16 protein-coding genes and 1 riboswitch are annotated in these 17,405 nt (G+C 59.8%); all 16 genes read left to right on the top strand.

Features of this window, described 5'->3' with window-relative positions:
• Positions 1-56: 56 nt before the first annotated feature.
• Complete coding sequence (gene rbfA, locus C1713_RS09975) at positions 57-428, top strand: 30S ribosome-binding factor RbfA (RefSeq protein WP_050343159.1); 372 nt, start codon at positions 57-59, stop codon at positions 426-428.
• Positions 425-1,372, top strand: coding sequence for a DHH family phosphoesterase (locus C1713_RS09970; protein WP_102493818.1), 948 nt, complete (start codon positions 425-427; stop codon positions 1,370-1,372). Before rbfA ends, C1713_RS09970 begins: the two co-directional genes overlap by 4 nt.
• Positions 1,373-1,375: 3 nt before the next feature.
• Complete coding sequence (truB, locus tag C1713_RS09965) at positions 1,376-2,248, top strand: tRNA pseudouridine(55) synthase TruB (protein ID WP_102493817.1); 873 nt, start codon at positions 1,376-1,378, stop codon at positions 2,246-2,248.
• A 120-nt stretch (positions 2,249-2,368) separates the two neighbouring features.
• Positions 2,369-5,290, top strand: coding sequence for an insulinase family protein (locus tag C1713_RS09960; RefSeq protein WP_170950814.1), 2,922 nt, complete (start codon positions 2,369-2,371; stop codon positions 5,288-5,290).
• A 76-nt stretch (positions 5,291-5,366) separates the two neighbouring features.
• Complete coding sequence (gene dapA, locus C1713_RS09955; protein ID WP_102493815.1) at positions 5,367-6,254, top strand: 4-hydroxy-tetrahydrodipicolinate synthase; 888 nt, start codon at positions 5,367-5,369, stop codon at positions 6,252-6,254.
• 75 nt (positions 6,255-6,329) lie between these two features.
• The gene (gene mmuM / locus C1713_RS09950; protein WP_102494073.1) at positions 6,330-7,328 is read left to right on the top strand and encodes a homocysteine S-methyltransferase; all 999 of its coding nucleotides are present in this window, start codon (positions 6,330-6,332) and stop codon (positions 7,326-7,328) included.
• Positions 7,276-7,896 carry a GTP cyclohydrolase I gene (gene folE / locus C1713_RS09945; RefSeq protein WP_102493814.1) on the top strand — a complete coding sequence of 207 codons (621 nt, stop codon included), beginning with the start codon at positions 7,276-7,278 and terminating at the stop codon, positions 7,894-7,896. The genes mmuM and folE overlap by 53 nt, the downstream gene beginning before the upstream one ends.
• The gene (gene folP, locus C1713_RS09940) at positions 7,865-8,713 is read left to right on the top strand and encodes a dihydropteroate synthase (RefSeq protein WP_102493813.1); all 849 of its coding nucleotides are present in this window, start codon (positions 7,865-7,867) and stop codon (positions 8,711-8,713) included. The genes folE and folP overlap by 32 nt, the downstream gene beginning before the upstream one ends.
• Position 8,714: 1 nt before the next feature.
• Positions 8,715-9,080 (top strand): dihydroneopterin aldolase, encoded by a 366-nt coding sequence (folB, locus tag C1713_RS09935; protein WP_102493812.1) that lies wholly within the window; start codon positions 8,715-8,717, stop codon positions 9,078-9,080.
• Complete coding sequence (gene folK / locus C1713_RS09930) at positions 9,080-10,048, top strand: 2-amino-4-hydroxy-6-hydroxymethyldihydropteridine diphosphokinase (RefSeq protein WP_102493811.1); 969 nt, start codon at positions 9,080-9,082, stop codon at positions 10,046-10,048. The genes folB and folK overlap by 1 nt, the downstream gene beginning before the upstream one ends.
• 1 nt (position 10,049) lies before the next feature.
• On the top strand, positions 10,050-10,745 hold the full coding sequence (locus C1713_RS09925) for a uracil-DNA glycosylase (protein ID WP_102493810.1): 696 nt from the start codon (positions 10,050-10,052) through the stop codon (positions 10,743-10,745).
• A 29-nt stretch (positions 10,746-10,774) separates the two neighbouring features.
• Positions 10,775-11,893, top strand: a complete 1,119-nt coding sequence (msrB, locus tag C1713_RS09920; protein WP_102493809.1) for a peptide-methionine (R)-S-oxide reductase MsrB — start codon at positions 10,775-10,777, stop codon at positions 11,891-11,893.
• 102 nt (positions 11,894-11,995) lie between these two features.
• Positions 11,996-12,235: riboswitch (cobalamin riboswitch) on the top strand.
• Positions 12,236-12,438: 203 nt separating this feature from the next.
• Positions 12,439-13,401 carry an ABC transporter substrate-binding protein gene (locus C1713_RS09915; RefSeq protein WP_102493808.1) on the top strand — a complete coding sequence of 321 codons (963 nt, stop codon included), beginning with the start codon at positions 12,439-12,441 and terminating at the stop codon, positions 13,399-13,401.
• Between the two features lie 13 nt (positions 13,402-13,414).
• Positions 13,415-14,473 carry a radical SAM/SPASM domain-containing protein gene (locus C1713_RS09910; RefSeq protein ID WP_102494072.1) on the top strand — a complete coding sequence of 353 codons (1,059 nt, stop codon included), beginning with the start codon at positions 13,415-13,417 and terminating at the stop codon, positions 14,471-14,473.
• Positions 14,470-15,498 (top strand): magnesium chelatase ATPase subunit I, encoded by a 1,029-nt coding sequence (locus tag C1713_RS09905; RefSeq protein WP_102493807.1) that lies wholly within the window; start codon positions 14,470-14,472, stop codon positions 15,496-15,498. Before C1713_RS09910 ends, C1713_RS09905 begins: the two co-directional genes overlap by 4 nt.
• A gap of 22 nt (positions 15,499-15,520) precedes the next feature.
• A complete protein-coding gene (locus C1713_RS09900) occupies positions 15,521-17,401 on the top strand; it encodes a VWA domain-containing protein (protein ID WP_102493806.1) in 1,881 nt (626 codons plus the stop codon).
• Positions 17,402-17,405 lie beyond the last annotated feature (4 nt).

Raw genomic sequence — 17,405 nt, 5'->3', positions numbered from 1 at the left:
TTTTGTCTGAGCGGCGGCGGGGAATCCTTGCCGTTTATCCATAGGAGGAACAGGCCTTGAGTAAGGTTCGTGTGGAAAAGGTTCAGGAGCTGATGAAACAGGAAGTCAGCGATATTATTTTCAATGAGTTAAAAGACCCCCGCATCGGCTTCGTGACGGTCACCTCCGTTGCGTGTACAGAGGATCTGCGTGAGGCGAAGATCTACGTCAGCGTCATGGGGGATGAGAAGAAGGCGCGTGATACGCTGAACGGACTAAATAGCTCGCTCGGTTTTGTACGGCGCGAGATCGGGAAGCGTATCCGTCTGCGCTTTACGCCCGAGATCAGCTTTGCGCTCGATACATCACTGAATTACAGCGACCACATCCAGCGTCTGCTCAACGAGATCCATGAGGAGCAGCCGAATGGGAAGAAGGAGGACGTATGAAGATCACTATGGACGATGCGGTGCAGATGCTCCGCGATGCGCAGACTGTCGTTCTCACTTCGCATATCCGTCCCGATGGGGATGCCATCGGATCGACGCTTGGACTCATGCACGTCCTGCGTGCGCAGGGGAAAGAAGTTCGTATCCTGATTGACGATGAGATTCCCCGAATTTTCAGCATTCTGCCGGGCGTTGACCAAATTGAGCGTCCCATAGAGAGTCAGCGTTATACCGCTGACCTGCTTGTCGTCTGCGATGTTGAACTCGGCAGGACGGGGGCGTCGGTATCCGCTGTGGATGCCGTTCATCTGCTTAATATTGATCACCATGTGACGAATGATGAGAAGGCGGAGCATCTCTGCCTGAACCCGAAAGCCGCCGCTACCTGTGAGATAGTTTATGACCTTGTACGCATCCTCGGCATCATGCCGATGCTCGATGCGGCGGTCTGCCTTTATACGGGGATGGCGACGGATACGGGCTTTTTCCGATTCTCCAATACGACGCCGCATACGATGCGCGCGGCGGCGGATCTCCTTGAGATCGGCGTGAAGCCGAATATCGTTTCCGCAGCGATGGAGATGAAGTCATACGATGAAGTGATGGCACAGGTCAGAGCCATCCGAAACCTCGAGATGTTCTTTGACGGCAGGGTTGCCGCTGTCTTTATCGACGAGGAGCGGGCACGCGGGGTCACGACGACGGAGGGACTGCTCGACGAGCTGCGCGTGATCGAGGGGACACAGATTGTATTCTTTATGAAGTGGCTGGAAAAGGATACCTACCGCATCAGTATGCGCTCAAAGGGGACGAACGTCTCGCGCATCGCGCAGAAATTCGACGGCGGCGGACATATCCGTGCAGCGGGATGCACGATCCACGCGCCGTTTGCCGAGGCTCGTACGGCGATCCTCGATGCCATCGGGGAGGAGCTGAATGCGTAAACCGTGGATGGATTCATCAATGTACTGAAGCCGACAGGGATGTCCTCGCACGATGTCGTCGATGTCGTGCGGCGCATCTTTCACCAGAAACGTGTCGGTCATGCGGGGACGCTCGATCCCGCGGCGGCTGGGATTCTCCCCATCGCCCTTGGGCGCGCTGCACGGCTCGTGGAGTACCTTGAGGGGGCGGATAAGTCCTACCGTGCCGAGATCGCCTTTGGCTATGCGACGGACACAGGGGATGTCTACGGGACGGTAACGGAGCGTGCAGAGCACCCCGTTCTGCCGGCGGAGGAGGAGATTGAGGCGGTGCTCGCACGCTTTCGCGGGTGCATCACGCAGCGCCCGCCCGCCTACTCAGCAATCAAGGTCGGCGGGAAGCGTGCCGCCGATCTTGTGCGGCAGGGACGAGCAGTGGATATCCCGACGCGCAAGGTCACTATTCACCGATTGGAGCTCCTGCACATCGATGCCGTGCGGCAGCGCATCCGGATCGACGTGGACTGCTCCAAGGGGACCTATATCCGGTCCCTCTGCGCCGACATCGGTGCGGGACTGCATCTGCCCGCGACGATGCGCTTCCTTCTGCGCAGCCGCGTCGGCGCGTTTACCCTTGCGGATGCCTATACGCCCGAGGAACTCGCGGAGGCGGGGGAGGATGCGGTCTGCGCGGCAGACCGCGCCCTGTCGCTCCCCTGCTACGAGCTGGCACAGCAGCGTGTCAAGGCGTTCTACAGCGGGCTCTCAACCACGGAACGGCGCCCTCTCACTGCAGGGCTTTATCGTGTCTATGCCGCCGGCGTTTTTCTCGGTATCGGACGCTATGATGCCAATGCACAGGAGATGTACCCGGAGAAGGCGTTTCCGCCGGTTTGAGATTTAGGGGAATTTATTCATATTTCCCTTGTTGGGCTGTCGTATCGACAGTCCTTTTGTTTTGAGAATCTCCCTCTCTATGGTATAATGGCAGGCGTAACGATAAGGAGGATACATTTCATGAAAATAGATGATGTGATTCACGGTTTCCGCCTGCTTCGCTCGGAGCAGATTACAGAGGCAGAGGGGACGGCATACACGTTCGTGCATGAGAAGACGGGGGCGCAGCTGTTCTTTTTGGAGACGGCAGACGACAACAAGGTGTTTTCGATCAGCTTCCGTACGCCGCCGGTCGATGATACGGGGGTGGCACATATCGTGGAGCACTCCGTGCTCTGCGGCTCGCGCAAGTATCCGCTGAAGGAGCCGTTCGTGGAGCTCGTGAAGGGCTCGCTCAATACGTTCCTCAATGCGATGACGTTCCCTGATAAGACGATGTACCCTGTGGCAAGCCGCAACGACCGCGATTTCCAAAATCTGATGGATGTCTATCTGGATGCAGTGTTTTACCCGGCAATGCGTGAGAATCCGCAGGTGCTCATGCAGGAGGGGTGGCACTACGAGCTTGAAAATACAGATGCGCCGCTGACGTACAGCGGAGTGGTCTACAATGAGATGAAGGGCGCGCTCTCCGCGCCGGATGATCTCCTCGGCAGTCGCATCATGGCGGCACTCTATCCTGATACAACATATGGCTATGAGTCGGGCGGCGATCCCGAGGCGATTCCCGCGCTGACGCAGGAGCAGTTCCTCGCGTTTCATGCGCGCTACTATCATCCGTCCAACAGCTATATTTATCTCTATGGCAATCTCGACATCGAGGAGAAGCTGGCGTATCTCGACCGTGCCTACCTCTCGCATTTTGACCGCATTCCCGTGCCGTCGCGCATTGATCGTCAGTCTGCATTCCCGGCGTGCGTCCGCAAGGATCATTTCTATCCCATCGGCGCGGAGGAGCCGCTCGCAGAGAATGCCTTTCTTTCGCTTAGCTGGGTGATCGGCGATACGTCGGATATGAAGCGTGTCATGGCATTGCAGATTCTCGACCATGCGCTGCTGCGGATGCAGGGCGCGCCGCTGCGGCAGGCGCTCATCGACGCGGGGCTCGGACGCGATGTGGATTCGAACTACGAGAGTGACATCCTTCAGCCGTTCTTCAGCATCGTGGTCAGCAAGTCGGAGACGGCGCGCGCGGAGGAGTTCGCACGGGTTGTGCGGGAGACGCTGACGCAGCTCGCGGATGGGGGACTCAATCATCAGCTCGTACAGGCATCGCTCAATACGCTTGAGTTCCGTCTGCGCGAGTCGGACTTCGGCTCATCACCCAAGGGACTGATCTACGGAATTCGTCTGATGAAGACGTGGCTCTACGGCGGTGCGCCTGAGGACTATCTGCGCTATGAGAATACTCTTGCCGCGCTCAAAAAAGGACTCAAGGACGGCTACTTCGAGCAGCTGATTCGCGAGGCGTTCCTCGACAATCCGCACGCCGCTCTCGTGACACTCGCGCCGAGCCGTACACTCGGTGCGGAACGGGCGGCAGTCCAGGCGGCGGAGCTGGCGGAGAAGAAGGCTGCGATGAGTGCAGACGAGGTTGCGGAGGTTATGCGCTCCTGTACGGCGCTGAAGGCGGCGCAGGAGGCTCCTGACACGGAGGAGGCACTGCGCTCGATCCCTATCCTTGCACGGTCGGACATTCGCAAGGATGCGGAGCGTCTGCCGCTCGAGGTGCGCGATCTCGCGGGGACGAAGGTGCTCTTTTCGGATCTCGAGACGAACGGCATTGTCTATCTGAATTTCTACTTCCCGATGGCAGCCGTTTCGCAGGAGGATCTGCCGTACGCATATCTGCTCGCCGAGATGTTCGGCGCGGTCGATACGGCGGAGCACAGCTATGCAGAGCTGGCGATGCTGCGCAGTCTCTATACGGGCGGCATCGGGGCGGACATTGTCGCCTATACGCGTGCGGGTGAGGCGGACTCACTCATGCCGCGCTTCAAGCTGCGCGCCAAGGTGCTGCGTGAGAATCTGCCGCGTCTGTTTGAGCTTCTCACGGAGATCATCGGCACGAGCGACTTCTCGGGCAGCAAGCGTATCCGCGAGCTGGTCGATGAGGAGAAGACGGGCATGGAGCTCTCGCTCCAGCGTGCGGCAAATCAGGTTGTCGCCTCACGCATTGCTGCCTACCTGACACCGGCGGGCGCCTATGCGGAGGTCGGCGGACTGCCGTTCCACGATTTTCTCTCTGCATTCAAGGAGAACTTTGACGCGGATCATGCGAAGATGCAGGCGGCATTTGCACGCATCCTGCCGCAGATCTTTAACCGCAATGATCTGATCCTCAGTGTGACGGCACCCGCCTCCATATATGATGAGACGGCAGAGCAGCTCGCCGCGTTCAGGGACACGCTCTCTGCGGCAGTGTTCCCGCCTGCGCCGTACACGTGGAACATCTGCGCACGCAACGAGGGACTGACGACGCAGAGCCGCGTGCAGTATGTGGCAAAGGGGGCGAATTTCCTCAAGCTGGGCTATCGCTACACGGGGACGATGCGCGTGCTCGAAACACTGCTCCGCTACGACTATTTCTGGACACGCATCCGTGTGCAGGGCGGAGCCTACGGTGCGATGACGCAGTTCAACCGCAACGGTTTCATGGTGTTTTCTTCCTACCGTGATCCGAACCTCGCCGAGACGCTGGATGTGCTCGATGAGACGGCGGACTATGTGCGCACGTTCGATGTGTCCGACCGTGAGATGGATAAATTCATCATCGGCACGATGAGCGGCGTGGATGCGCCGATGACGCCGCAGATGAAGGGGGATATTGCCGCAACGTTCCATCTGCGCGGCATCACGCAGGAGGATCGCCAGCGTGCGCGCGATGAGATCCTCACAGCACAGCAGGCGGACATCCGTGCGCTTGCACCGCTTGTTGCGGATGCGATGCAGGCGAATGTGCGCTGTGTGCTCGGCGGAGAGGAGAAGATTCGCGAAAATGCCGTTCTCTTTGATGCGGTGCGGCCTGCGCTGCGGATGTGACAGATCAACAAAGCTTTTGACTTTTCGCGCGGCACGTGGGATAATGATGACAGAATAAATAAAGGGGGAGCTTGCCATGAGAAAAGAGATTTTTCGCGGTGCGGGCGTTGCCATTATTACGCCGTTTACGGAGACTGGGGTCAACTACAACGAGCTTGGACGCATCATTGAGGATCAGATTGCGGGCGGGACGGATGCCATCGTCATCACGGGGACGACAGGCGAGTCCGCGACGATGACAGATGCAGAGCATCGCGAGGCAATTCGCTATACTGTGGAGAAGGTGGACGGGCGCATTCCCGTTGTTGCAGGTACGGGCTCGAATGAGACGTCCTACGCGATCGAGCTGTCGCAGTATGCCGAAAAGGTCGGTGCAGATGCGCTCCTCCTCGTCACGCCGTACTACAACAAATGCACGCAGAATGGTCTCGTTGCCCACTATACGAAGATCGCAGACAGCGTCAGCATTCCGGCGATTCTCTACAATGTGCCGTCGCGCACGGGGGTCGGCATCAAGACGGAGACGTATGCAAAGCTTTCGCAGCATCCCCGCATCGTCGGCGTGAAGGAGGCGAGCGGCGATCTCTCGGCGATCCTGCGTTTGCGCGCAGCGACGGGCGATGATTTTGCGGTCTACTCTGGCAACGATGACCAGATTGTGCCGATTCTGTCGCTCGGTGGTTCGGGTGTGATCTCCGTGCTGTCGAATGTTGCGCCGCGCGCGGCACATGATATATGTCAACATTATTTTGACGGCGATGTGCGCACGGCGGCAAAGATGCAGATCGACTATACAGATCTCATCGATGCGCTCTTCTGTGAGGTCAACCCCATCCCCGTCAAGACGGCGATGCGCCGCCTCGGCTACGATGCGGGACCGCTGCGCATGCCGCTCGCGGAGATGGAGCCGGCGCATGCGGCACAGCTCGATGCGGCACTGCGTAAGCATGGCCTGCTGAAGTGACACCATCTCTCGCTCTCCTGCCGCATGAACTGTGTTCCGTGTGCAGGGGGGCGTTTTTTGGCATGGGGGGATGGGATGAATGTCTTAGAGGCGCGGCTTGCTGTGCAGGATGTGCTCGTCCTTGACGGAGCACTGGCAACGGAGCTGGAGGCGCGCGGTTTCTCCGTCGATGATCCGCTCTGGTCGGCAAAGGCGCTCTTTGAACGCCCCAACCTCGTGCGTGAGATTCATCTGGATTATCTGCGTGCGGGTGCAGATGTCCTGACAAGCGCAAGCTATCAGGCGACCGTCGCCGGTTTTATGCGGCGCGGCTTTACGGCGGAGAAGGCAGCAGAGCTGCTGCGCCGCTCCGTGCGGCTGGCGCAGGAGGCGCGCGATCTCTATCGTGCAGAGTGCGGCGGAGATGCCGCTGTGCCGCTCGTGGCGGCGTCCGTCGGACCGTACGGAGCGTATCTTGCCGACGGTTCGGAGTATCGCGGCGACTATGACGTGGATGAGGACACGCTCACAGCGTTTCACGCACAGCGACTGCGGATTCTCGCCTCCGCTGCGCCCGATCTTCTCGCCTGTGAGACCCTGCCGTGCCTCCATGAGGCATGCGCCATCGTCCGCGCACTGCGGGCGGAGGGGATCCGCATCTCCGCGTATTTCTCGTTCTCCTGCCGAGACGGTGCGCACATCAGCGACGGGACGGAGATTGCGGAATGTGCTCGTGTGCTCGATGCTGCACCCGAGGCATCGGCCATTGGCGTAAACTGCACAGCACCGCAGTATGTGAGCGGTCTGATCCGAATGATTCGGCAGGAGACCGATAAGCCCCTCGTCGTCTATCCGAACTCCGGTGAGTACTATGATGCGGCGGCACGGGTGTGGCGCGGTACGGCGGAGGATTTTGGCGCACGGTCGCGGGAATACGCAGCGGCGGGGGCTCGCATCATCGGCGGCTGCTGCCGTACGACGCCGCACGATACGGCGTCGATTGCGGCGTGGGTAAAGGCCGGCAGGAAACGGGGGGACGGAGATGGAGACAGAGTACGCGGCGGATCTTCCGCGCGCCGTACGCGCCATGCGTGAATTTCTCGCAGCACTTGGCGTAGACACTGCGGCGCAGGGGATGGAGGAGACGCCGCAGCGTGCCGCACAGCTCTATGCGGAGCTCTTTGCGGGGCTGCATGAAGATACGGCGGAACTTTGGGCGGATGTCCTGACGGAGGAGACGGACGGTCTCGTTGCCGTACGCGCCATTCCGTTTTATTCGATGTGTGAGCATCATTTGCTGCCGTTCTTCGGCACGGCGCACATCGTCTACCAGCCCCATGCGGGCCGCGTGGCGGGCTTTGGCGTATTTGCGCGGCTGGTCGCGTCGATGGCGCGCCGTCCTCAGCTGCAGGAACGGCTGACGGGGGACATCGCGCGTGAGATCGAGTGCGGACTTGGGGCGGAAGGCGTGCTTGTCGTCCTCGATGCGCAGCAGCTCTGCATGATGATGCGCGGCGCGCGAGCACATGGTGCACAGACAACGACGTCGGCGTCCTGCGGCATATTTCGCACGGATGCAGCATCACGGATGCAGGCATGGACGATGCTTGGGATGGAGAGAGGAGCACAGGATGACGGCGAATCGACACTATCGCTTTGCTGACGGGAAGGAACTGACCCTTGGCGGGCGGACGCTTGTCATGGGGATTCTGAACGTGACGCCGGACTCGTTTTCTGACGGCGGCAAGTGGAACACGCGCGACGATGCGCTCCGCCACATGGAGGAGATGGTGCGGGACGGGGCGGACATCATCGACGTCGGGGCGGAGTCCAGCCGTCCCGGCTTTGTGCCGATGAGCGCGGCGGAGGAGACGGAGCGGTTGCTGCCGTTCCTCGAAGCCGTTTTGCCCGCATGCCCCGTGCCCGTTTCCGTGGATACGTTCAAGGCGGAGACAGCGCGCGCGGCGCTGCGTGCGGGCGCGCATCTCCTGAATGATATATGGGGGCTTCAGTACGCCGAGGAGCCGGGGGCGATGGCGCATGCGGCGGCAGAGATGCATGCGCCCGTCGTCGTGATGCACAATCAGAACGGAACGGCATACGCGGGAGACATCATCGAAGCAATGCGGGATTTTTTCACGCGTTCCTTTGCAGCGGCGGATGCGGCAGGACTGGCACGGGACAATCTCATCCTCGACCCCGGCATCGGCTTCGGCAAGACGGCAGAGCAGAATATGCACGTTCTTCGGCGCATGGACGAGCTCATTTCCTATGATGGGACAGACTATCCTGTGCTGCTCGGTGCGAGCCGCAAAAGCTTTATCGGGGCGGCGCTTGGTCTGCCCGTCACGGAACGCATGGAGGCGACGGGGGCGGTGTGCGTCCTTGGTATTCTGCGCGGTGCATCCATGGTGCGCGTGCATGATGTGAAGCCGATTGCGCGAATGTGCCGCATGACGGATGCAATATTGGGGGCGTAGGATGGATTGTATTTTTCTGCACGGTATGCGCTTTATAGCTTGTCATGGTGTCCTTCCTCATGAGCGGGAAGTGCCGCAGTCGTTCGAGGCGGATGTGGAGCTGGGGCTTGATCTGCGTGCGGCAGGGGAGACGGACGATCTTCGGAACACCGTGAACTACGCTGAGGTCTATGAGCTGATACGTCGGGTGATCGAGGGAGCACCGAAGGCGTTGCTTGAGACCCTTGCGGAGGATGCTGCGGCACAGATTCTTGCGGCATTCCCTCGGGTCCATTCCATTACGCTCACCGTGCATAAACCTGCTGCGCCGATCGCGGGTATCTTTGCGGATGTCGGGATCTCCATCACGCGGGACAGGGGACAGTGATGGCACGGACAGCGTATATCGGGCTTGGGGCAAATCTCGGCGAACGCGGTGAGACGATGCGCGCGGCACTGCGGCGGCTGTCGAAACAGGACGGCATTCGTGTGGAGCGTGTCTCTGCATTTTATGAGACGCCGCCATGGGGCAAGACAGATCAGCCGCCTTTTTTGAATGCCGCCGCGCGCATCACGTTTGACCGTACGCCCGAGGAACTGCTCGCGGCGATGCAGTGCATCGAACGGGAACTCGGACGCGTGCGGCATGAGCATTGGGGCGCACGTACGATAGATCTCGATCTGCTCCATGTGGACGGCGTCACGTCTGCACAGAAGCGGCTGACTCTGCCGCACCCCTATCTGACGGAGCGTGCCTTTGTGCTCGTTCCGCTGGCGGAGATCGCACCGACGCTCTGCGTTGACGGCAGACCAATTTCCGCATGGCGGGAGGAGGCGGATGCGTCTGGGATTGTGCGTGCCCCCGAAGTATCTGCCCCGTACCCGCTCGAACTCATCGCAGCAGTGGATGATGCGGGCGGGATCGGACGGGCGGGGCATCTGCTCACCGACTGCCCCGAGGATATGGCACATTTTCGCCGTATGACGATGGGCAGCATCGTCGTTATGGGACGGCGTACAATGGAGAGTCTGCCGGGGAGGCGTCCGCTCGTGGGGCGTGCGAATATCGTCCTCTCACGAACGATGCAGAAGATAGACGGATTCTATGCAGCAGCCGACATCTTGGCACTCTGGCGTCTTCTGGGGCGCCTGACGGCGGAGGAGGCGCGTCCGATCTTTGTGATCGGCGGCGCAGCATGCTACCGCCTCCTTCTGCCGTATGTATGGCGGGCGTATGTGACGCGCCTTTCGGGCAGCTACGATGCAGATGCCTTTTTTCCTTCGCTGGATGGATTTTCCATGACAAGCAGCAGCACAGGGCAAGACTGCATATTTGAAGTTTACGAGAGAGTTTAGCATGGCAAAGGCAATTTTCCAAAACGATTGGCAGGAACTCCTTGCGGATGAGATGGCGCATCCCTACTATCGTGAGCTGCGCGCATTCCTCATCGAGGAGTACCGTACACGGCGTGTGTACCCCGATATGTATTCGATCTTTAATGCACTGCACTACACAAGCTTTGTCGATACGAAGGTCGTCATTCTTGGTCAGGATCCCTACCATGGAGACGGGCAGGCGCATGGGCTGTCATTTTCCGTGCAGGTCGGCGTTGATCCACCGCCGTCGCTGCTGAATATCTACAAGGAGATGCAGGACGATATCGGGATCGTCCCACCCGATCACGGCTGTCTCATCCCGTGGGCGCGGCAGGGCGTGCTCCTCCTCAACACCGTTCTTACCGTGCGCGCTCATGCGGCGGCATCGCACGCGGGACACGGGTGGGAACGGTTCACTGATACCATCATTCGCCTCCTCGGAGCACGTGAGAAACCGCTCGCCTTCATCCTCTGGGGCAGTCCTGCACGGAAGAAACGCAGCCTGATCACGAATCCGCGCCATCTCATCGTCGAGTCGCCGCATCCGAGCCCGCTCTCGGCGCACCGCGGCTTCTTCGGCAGTCATCCATTCTCGCGTGTCAACGACTTCCTCACGCGTGTGGGGGAGATGCCCATCGACTGGCAGCTCCCTCCGGCAAGTGAGATCAAGCCGTAATCTTTGATTCTTGTTGAAAGGAGATTATCATGAATGCATTACTGCTGCGCGGTATCTGTGCCTTTGTCCTGCTCAGCTGCATCGGCGGCTGCGGTGCATCCGCATCGTCGTCGAGTGAGATGCCGCGTGAGATCGTGCAGGAGAACAAAGCTGCCGCAGGACAGAAGGAGATCTATCTCGCCGGCGGCTGCTTCTGGGGGACGGAACTCTACCTCAGTCTGGTGCCGGGCGTTGTCTCTGCAGAATGCGGCTATGCAAACGGCATGAGTGCCCATCCTTCCTATGCGGAGGTATGCAGCGGCAGCGGGCATGCGGAGGCGGTTCACGTTATCTATGACCCGCACATCATTTCGCTCGATCAGCTTCTTACCGCATTTTACGACTCCATCGACCCGACAGCAGTCGATCGGCAGGGCAACGACGTCGGGCGGCAGTATCGTTCGGGCATTTACTATGTGAAGGCAGACGGCGGCAAGGATGCATCGATCATCCGTGCGTCGTTGGACGCACTGCAGAATCGTCTCGGTCAGAAGACGGCTGTCGAGATGGGACCGATCGTGAACTTTTATCGTGCAGAAGACGATCATCAGGAGTATCTCGAGAAGCATCCCAACGGTTACTGCCATATCTCCCCTGCGCTCATCGCTGCGATGCGTGAGAAACGTGCGGAAGCCGAACCGATGGGGGAGAAGAAAAACGTGCGCCATGATGAAAAGCCGACAAAGGCTGAACTCAGAGAACGTCTCACGGATCTGCAGTACGCCGTTACCCAGGAGAAGGCGACAGAGCCGCCCTTCCGCAACGAATACGATCACGAGTTCCGTGCGGGTATCTACTGTGACATCACGACGGGCGAGCCGCTCTTTGTCTCCACGGATAAATATGACTCGGGCTGCGGCTGGCCGGCGTTCTCACGTCCGATCGATGCGGCGCTGATTGCAGAGCAGGAAGATCGCTCGCACGGCATGGTGCGTACCGAGGTTACGGCGGCGAACAGCGGCGCGCATCTCGGGCATGTATTTGACGATGGCCCCGCCGCAACGGGTGGGCTGCGCTACTGCATCAACAGTGCGTCCCTGCGGTTCATCCCGAAGGAGGACATGGAGGAGGAGGGCTATGGGGACTATCTCTATTTGCTGGAAAAATAGACTCGGAAAAATCCCAGCGTATTGAGATGATTTGTAAAATATCCCTTTGTCGTATTGACAAGCAATTCTTCCAATGTTACTATAAATGCGTTTTATGAAAACTTTATATGAAGTGGATCAGGTATCGGCGCGAACTGCCAGGTCGTTTGACAGTTTGCAGAGATATAATAGAGAATCCGGTAAGGAAACGTATTTTCCCATCAAGCCGGAGCGGTCACGCCACTGTATCAGTGAGCAACCCTGCATGGAGCCATTGTCTCCGTCACTGAGAGATTTCTCTCGGGAAGGCGCAGGTGCGCGAGGAACTGGAGCCAGGAGAACTGCCTGATTGACAATCGCCGTTTGACCTGCGAGTGATAGGGATGGGGATTCCAGTGTGTCTGCGGATACAGCGTGATCCTTTGTTGTGTAAAAACCCCTTCTGTGTATGCAGGAGGGGTCTTTTGATGTGCGTCTTCTCGTTTTGCGTGCAGGTTCATCGATGCAGGATGAAGAAAGGTGACGAAGAATGAAGCATGCAAAGAAACTGCAATACGCATATACCCATGCCTTCTAAGTGGCTGCTCTATGCACTCTTTGTCGCGGGCTGGCTTCTCCTCTTTGCAGGCTGTGGGAACGGGACGCGGGCAGGGGGCGATGGAGAGGTGTTCTATCGCGGACCGGACGATACCGGGGCGGAGATCGTTGTCGCGGAAAGGCCGCATCGGATCGTGTCGCTGGGACGGGGGATGGATGAGATTCTCCTTGGGATCGCACCGCCGGAGCAGATCGCGGGGCTCACCTCCACGGTGGATGATCCGGGAATATCCTGCATGACGGAAGAGGCTCGCGCCGTATCCGTCAAACTCAAGGACAGAAGCCCTGAGCGCGTTGCGGCACTGGATCCAGACCTTGTCCTTGCGATTGACGGCATACCGAAGGAGCTGGTGGATAGCCTGCGCGATTTGGGGATTCCCGTCTTTGTCTCACGTACGCCGAATAACCTCGAGGACATCTTTGCGCGCATTGAGACGGTTGGACGCCTGATTGGACAGGAGGAAAATGCTGCCGCACTCATTGCCGAAAAGCGTACTCTTCTTGCTGATGTGGAGCGGCGTGTTGGAGACATCCCGGAGGAGGAGCGCCCCATCGTCGTTGCATTTGCGTTCAGCGGTGTGTTTGGACGCAAGGATGGGCTCTTTGACGATATGTGCCGCCGTGCCTCCCTGCGCAATGGTGTGGCGATGGCGGGGCTGACGGCGACGACTGCGGTCTCGATGGAGCAGGTCGTCGCACTCAATCCCGATGTATTTCTCCTGCCAACGTGGAGTACGGAGGGGAAAACGACGGAGGAATTTCGCGAAAAACTCTGCAGAGACCCATTGTTTATCCATGTGAAGGCCGTGCAGGAAAATCACCTCTATGTGGTTCCGGATCGGTATCGTTACAATACTTCACAGAATGCGGCAGATGCTGTCTACGCACTGGCGCGCGCGGTCTATCCGGAGCGCTTTGCCGATGAAAGGTGAGGAGATCGGGACGATGCCGCTGCGCATGCTCGTCATGAGCCTTACCGGAAGTTGTAACCTTGCGTGTCGCTACTGCTATGCCGCAGCGCAGGACAGACGCACGATGACGTGGGAGACGGCGCGGCGTGCCATCGACCTCGCGGCGACGGGCAAAATGCCCTTTATCCTGCAGTTCTCGGGGGGAGAACCCCTCCTTGCACTGCCGCTGCTGCGTCAGATGGCAGACTACGTGCACAGTAAGCGTATCCCGGCACGCATGGATTTGCAGACCAACGGGACATTGCTGACCGAGGAGACGGCGACTTTTCTGCGTCGTGCGCGCATTGGGATCGGCGTCAGCCTTGACGGCAGACCTGCTGTGCACGATGCGCTTCGCTGTTATCCTGACGGCAGAGGAACGGCAGCGGATGTTGTCGCAGGGATTCGCCAGCTTGCGCAGTGCGGCATGGAGATCGGCCTGACCACAGTCGTCACGGCGGACAATGTTGCAGAGCTTTCCGGTGTTGTCGAGATGGCATACTATCTCGGCAATGTGCGCCGTGTGGGCTTTGATCTCCTGCGGCCGCAGGGGCGGGGCTCTGCTGTCCGCAGCGCACGGGCGGAGGACATGGCGCAGGCGATGGAAGCGGTTTTTGCACTGAACCGCAAACTCGGGCGAATGACCGGCCGCACGATGGCGATCACCCAGATGGAGCAGGCGGCGTGTCTTGCCCAGCGCACAGGCGGCGGGTTTTCCCACTGCCACGCGATGAACGGGGCAGGGGTACACGTTGACGCGCTTGGAAATATCTACGCCTGTTCCTCCTTTGTCGGCGATGCGCACTTTCTGCTCGGCGATGTGGAACGTGGCATTGATGTGCAGCGCCAGAAAGAGGTGGCGCAGGAGATGCAGAATGCTGTGGCGTTCTGCAGGACGTGTGTGGATTTTTCCGCCTGCGGCGGCGCGTGCTATGCGCGCAGGGCTGGGCAGGGACATCTCGCCGCCTCCGATGCCGAATGTGCATTGAAGCGTGCGGCGATGAAGGAGTCGCTGAACGTAGCTGTACAATGCAATAAGAGGACAGGTCAATGAAACATAGAACAGTTTACCCGTTTACTGCAATCGTTGGGCAGGAAGAGATGAAGACGGCTCTTCTCCTCAGTATAGTCATGCCGTCTCTCGGCGGTGTGCTCATCAAGGGAGAGAAGGGAACGGCAAAATCCACTGCCGTACGTGCTGCCGCTGCGCTCCTGCCGGATCTGCACGCCGTGCACGGCTGTGCCTGTCACTGTGATCCCGCACGCCCCGAGCTCTACTGTGATGCCTGTCAAGAGAGAAGCGCAGAGGGAAAGCTGCTGCAGGAAGAAGTTCCGATGTGCGTGGTGGAGCTGCCCGTCAGTGCGACAGAGGACCGTGTGGTCGGGACACTCGACATGGAGGCGGCGATCCAGCATGGACGCAAGGCGTTCGAGCCCGGTATTCTGGCGGCCGCGAACCGCAATATCCTCTATGTGGATGAGATCAACCTGCTTGAGGATCATATCGTCGATATTCTACTCGACTCGGCTGCAATGGGCGTCAACACCGTGGAGCGCGAGGGGATTTCCTATGCGCACCCGGCACGCTTCGTTCTCATCGGTACGATGAATCCGGAGGAGGGGGATATCCGTCCGCAGCTTCTCGACCGTTTTGCACTCTCCGTGACCGTTGTGGGGGAGCAGGATGCCGAAAGCCGCGTTGAGGTGATCCGTCGTCGGATTGCCTACGAGCGGGATGCAGATGCCTTTGCTGAGACATACGCGGCAGAGCAGGAGCAGCTGCGCACGCAGATTGTCGCGGCACGTCGGCGCGTTGCCAATGTGGCAGTGCCCGACGACATCCTTGGGCTGGCGGCGCAGGTCTCGTTGACGCTCGGCGTTGACGGGCATCGTGCCGATATTACCCTCATCAAGGCAGGGATTGCGCACGCGGCACTTGCAGGACGAACTGCTGTCAACGCAGAGGACTTGCTGCGCGTCAGCCGACTTGTCCTCGCACACCGTATGCGCCGCCGTCCCTTCGAGGAAGGGGCGGTCGACTGGAGCGCGGTGGATGCGATCTTAGGAGAATCTGTGTAAATCGCATTTCGGAGGCAAGAGCTTGAATATCCCGCATTATCCACTGACTGCTGTGGTCGGGCAGGAGCACGCGACGCGCGCACTTGCGGCTGTATTGGTGAACCCGCGTGCCGGCGCCCTTCTGATCTCCGGTACGAGCGGAACGGCAAAATCCGTCCTTGTCCGTGCGGCAGCACCCTTTACGGTGACGGGACGCATGGCGGAACTGCCGCTCGGTGCGTCGGAGGATATGATCTTCGGCACGATCGACATGGAGGCTGCCCTGCAGCAGGGAGAACGGCGTCTGCGGCATGGGCTTCTTCATCGTGCACGCCATACCTTCCTCTATATGGACGAGGTGAATCTCCTGCGCGAGGACATTCTGTCCACGGTTCTGAAATGTGCGGAGGATCGATTCTTTCGCCTTGAGCGGGACGGGCTTTCATTTACCGAAGAAGTTTCTTATACCCCTGTCGGCACGATGGATCCCGCAGAGGGGACACTCCGCCCCACGCTGCTGGATGCCTTCGGGCTTTTTGTGTCGATGGAGGATGTGACTGACCCTGCACAGCGCAGGGAGATCGCCGCACGGGTACTCGCCTTTGAGCGCGACCCGGCGGCGTTTCGTGCGTCCTATGCCGCACAGGAGGAGGAATTCGCGGCCGCGATTTGCCGTGCACGTGAGCTCCTGCCGCGCGTGGCGGTGCCGTCTGCCATTCTGCACTTTGCGGCCGCCTGCGTCCTGCGTGCGCACTGTGTCGGCAACCATGCGGAGATCTATCTCATCGAGGCAGCGCGTGCGCTTGCGGCACTCGCGGGCAGGGCATTCGTTATGCCCATGGATGTGGAGGAGGCGGCGGAGTTTGTACTCGTGCATCGGATGAGCCGCCCGCCGGAGGAACAGCAGCCACCGCCTGACAACACGAATGTGCCGGAGCAGGGCAATAGCGATGTACCGGATGACGCGCAGGATGAGGGCGCAGCGGATGAGCGGCAGGAGCCCATGCAGGGCGATGAACAGCAGAACGCCTCGCAGGATGAGATGGATGATGCATCACCGTCGGAGGACTCTCCCCGTGCTGATGAGGAGGATCGCATTTCTGCCCCGCTCGAAGGCGTCATGGCGCGGCTCTCGCTTCTCTCCATGACAATGCGTGCACAGGGCGGAAAGAGCGGCAAGCGTGACATCCTCCAAACGCATACAGCGGATGGGCGCGGGCTGCGAACGGAGATGCCGCGTGCCGGCCGCCGTCCCGATCTCGCACTCTCTGCGACACTGCGCGCAGCCGCGCCCCATCAGCATAACCGCCATGGCCGTCCGGCGGTTGTCATTCGCCCCGAGGATGTGCGCGTCTGGGTACGGGCAAAGCGCACAGCAGCGAACATTCTCTTCCTCGTTGATGCCAGCGGCTCGATGGGCGCACGTGAGCGTATGCGCATGGTGAAGGGCGCGATTCTTTCCCTCCTGCAGGAGGCGTATCAAAAGCGGGATCGCGTGGGGCTCATTGCCTTTCGGCGCGACCGTGCAGAGACCCTCCTGCCGATGACGCGCAGCGTGGAACTGGCGGAAAAGCAGCTGCGTGAGCTGCCGACGGGCGGACGAACCCCGCTTGCCGAGGGACTTGCCCATGCCCTGCAGATGCTGCATGAATTGGAGCGCAGGGGCGGCGGGAAAAATGTTCTCGTGCTGGTCACGGATGGTCGGGCGAACGCCAAAGAGGGGGACGCGGGGGTGCAGCGCGCCCTGCAGGCGGCGGAGGAGGTTGCCGGGACACAGGCGCTCAGTCTTGTCCTTGATACGGAGCGCGCCGTCCCGCGCGTCGGTATTGCGCCGGAGCTCGCCCGCCGCATGGACGCACGATATTACACCTTGGAGCAGCTCTCGACGGAGGGTGTGCTTGAGATTGTCCGCGCATCCCGTTGAATGA

It is taken from the genome of Centipeda felix, from assembly GCF_900186465.1.
Taxonomy (GTDB): domain Bacteria; phylum Bacillota; class Negativicutes; order Selenomonadales; family Selenomonadaceae; genus Centipeda; species Centipeda felix.
This window is presented reverse-complemented; position numbering and strand designations above follow the sequence as displayed.

Bases quoted from the DNA above. Each gene is read 5' to 3' on its own strand.
- C1713_RS09925 (WP_102493810.1), top strand. From the start codon at position 10,050: ATGGCAAAGGCAATTTTCCAAAACGATTGGCAGGAACTCCTTGCGGAT.
- mmuM (WP_102494073.1), top strand. From the start codon at position 6,330: ATGAATGTCTTAGAGGCGCGGCTTGCTGTGCAGGATGTGCTCGTCCTT.
- C1713_RS09970 (WP_102493818.1), top strand. From the start codon at position 425: ATGAAGATCACTATGGACGATGCGGTGCAGATGCTCCGCGATGCGCAG.
- folB (WP_102493812.1), top strand. From the start codon at position 8,715: ATGGATTGTATTTTTCTGCACGGTATGCGCTTTATAGCTTGTCATGGT.
- folK (WP_102493811.1), top strand. From the start codon at position 9,080: ATGGCACGGACAGCGTATATCGGGCTTGGGGCAAATCTCGGCGAACGC.
- dapA (WP_102493815.1), top strand. From the start codon at position 5,367: ATGAGAAAAGAGATTTTTCGCGGTGCGGGCGTTGCCATTATTACGCCG.
- C1713_RS09960 (WP_170950814.1), top strand. From the start codon at position 2,369: ATGAAAATAGATGATGTGATTCACGGTTTCCGCCTGCTTCGCTCGGAG.
- msrB (WP_102493809.1), top strand. From the start codon at position 10,775: ATGAATGCATTACTGCTGCGCGGTATCTGTGCCTTTGTCCTGCTCAGC.
- folE (WP_102493814.1), top strand. From the start codon at position 7,276: ATGGAGACAGAGTACGCGGCGGATCTTCCGCGCGCCGTACGCGCCATG.
- folP (WP_102493813.1), top strand. From the start codon at position 7,865: ATGACGGCGAATCGACACTATCGCTTTGCTGACGGGAAGGAACTGACC.
- C1713_RS09905 (WP_102493807.1), top strand. From the start codon at position 14,470: ATGAAACATAGAACAGTTTACCCGTTTACTGCAATCGTTGGGCAGGAA.
- C1713_RS09910 (WP_102494072.1), top strand. From the start codon at position 13,415: ATGCCGCTGCGCATGCTCGTCATGAGCCTTACCGGAAGTTGTAACCTT.
- C1713_RS09915 (WP_102493808.1), top strand. From the start codon at position 12,439: ATGCCTTCTAAGTGGCTGCTCTATGCACTCTTTGTCGCGGGCTGGCTT.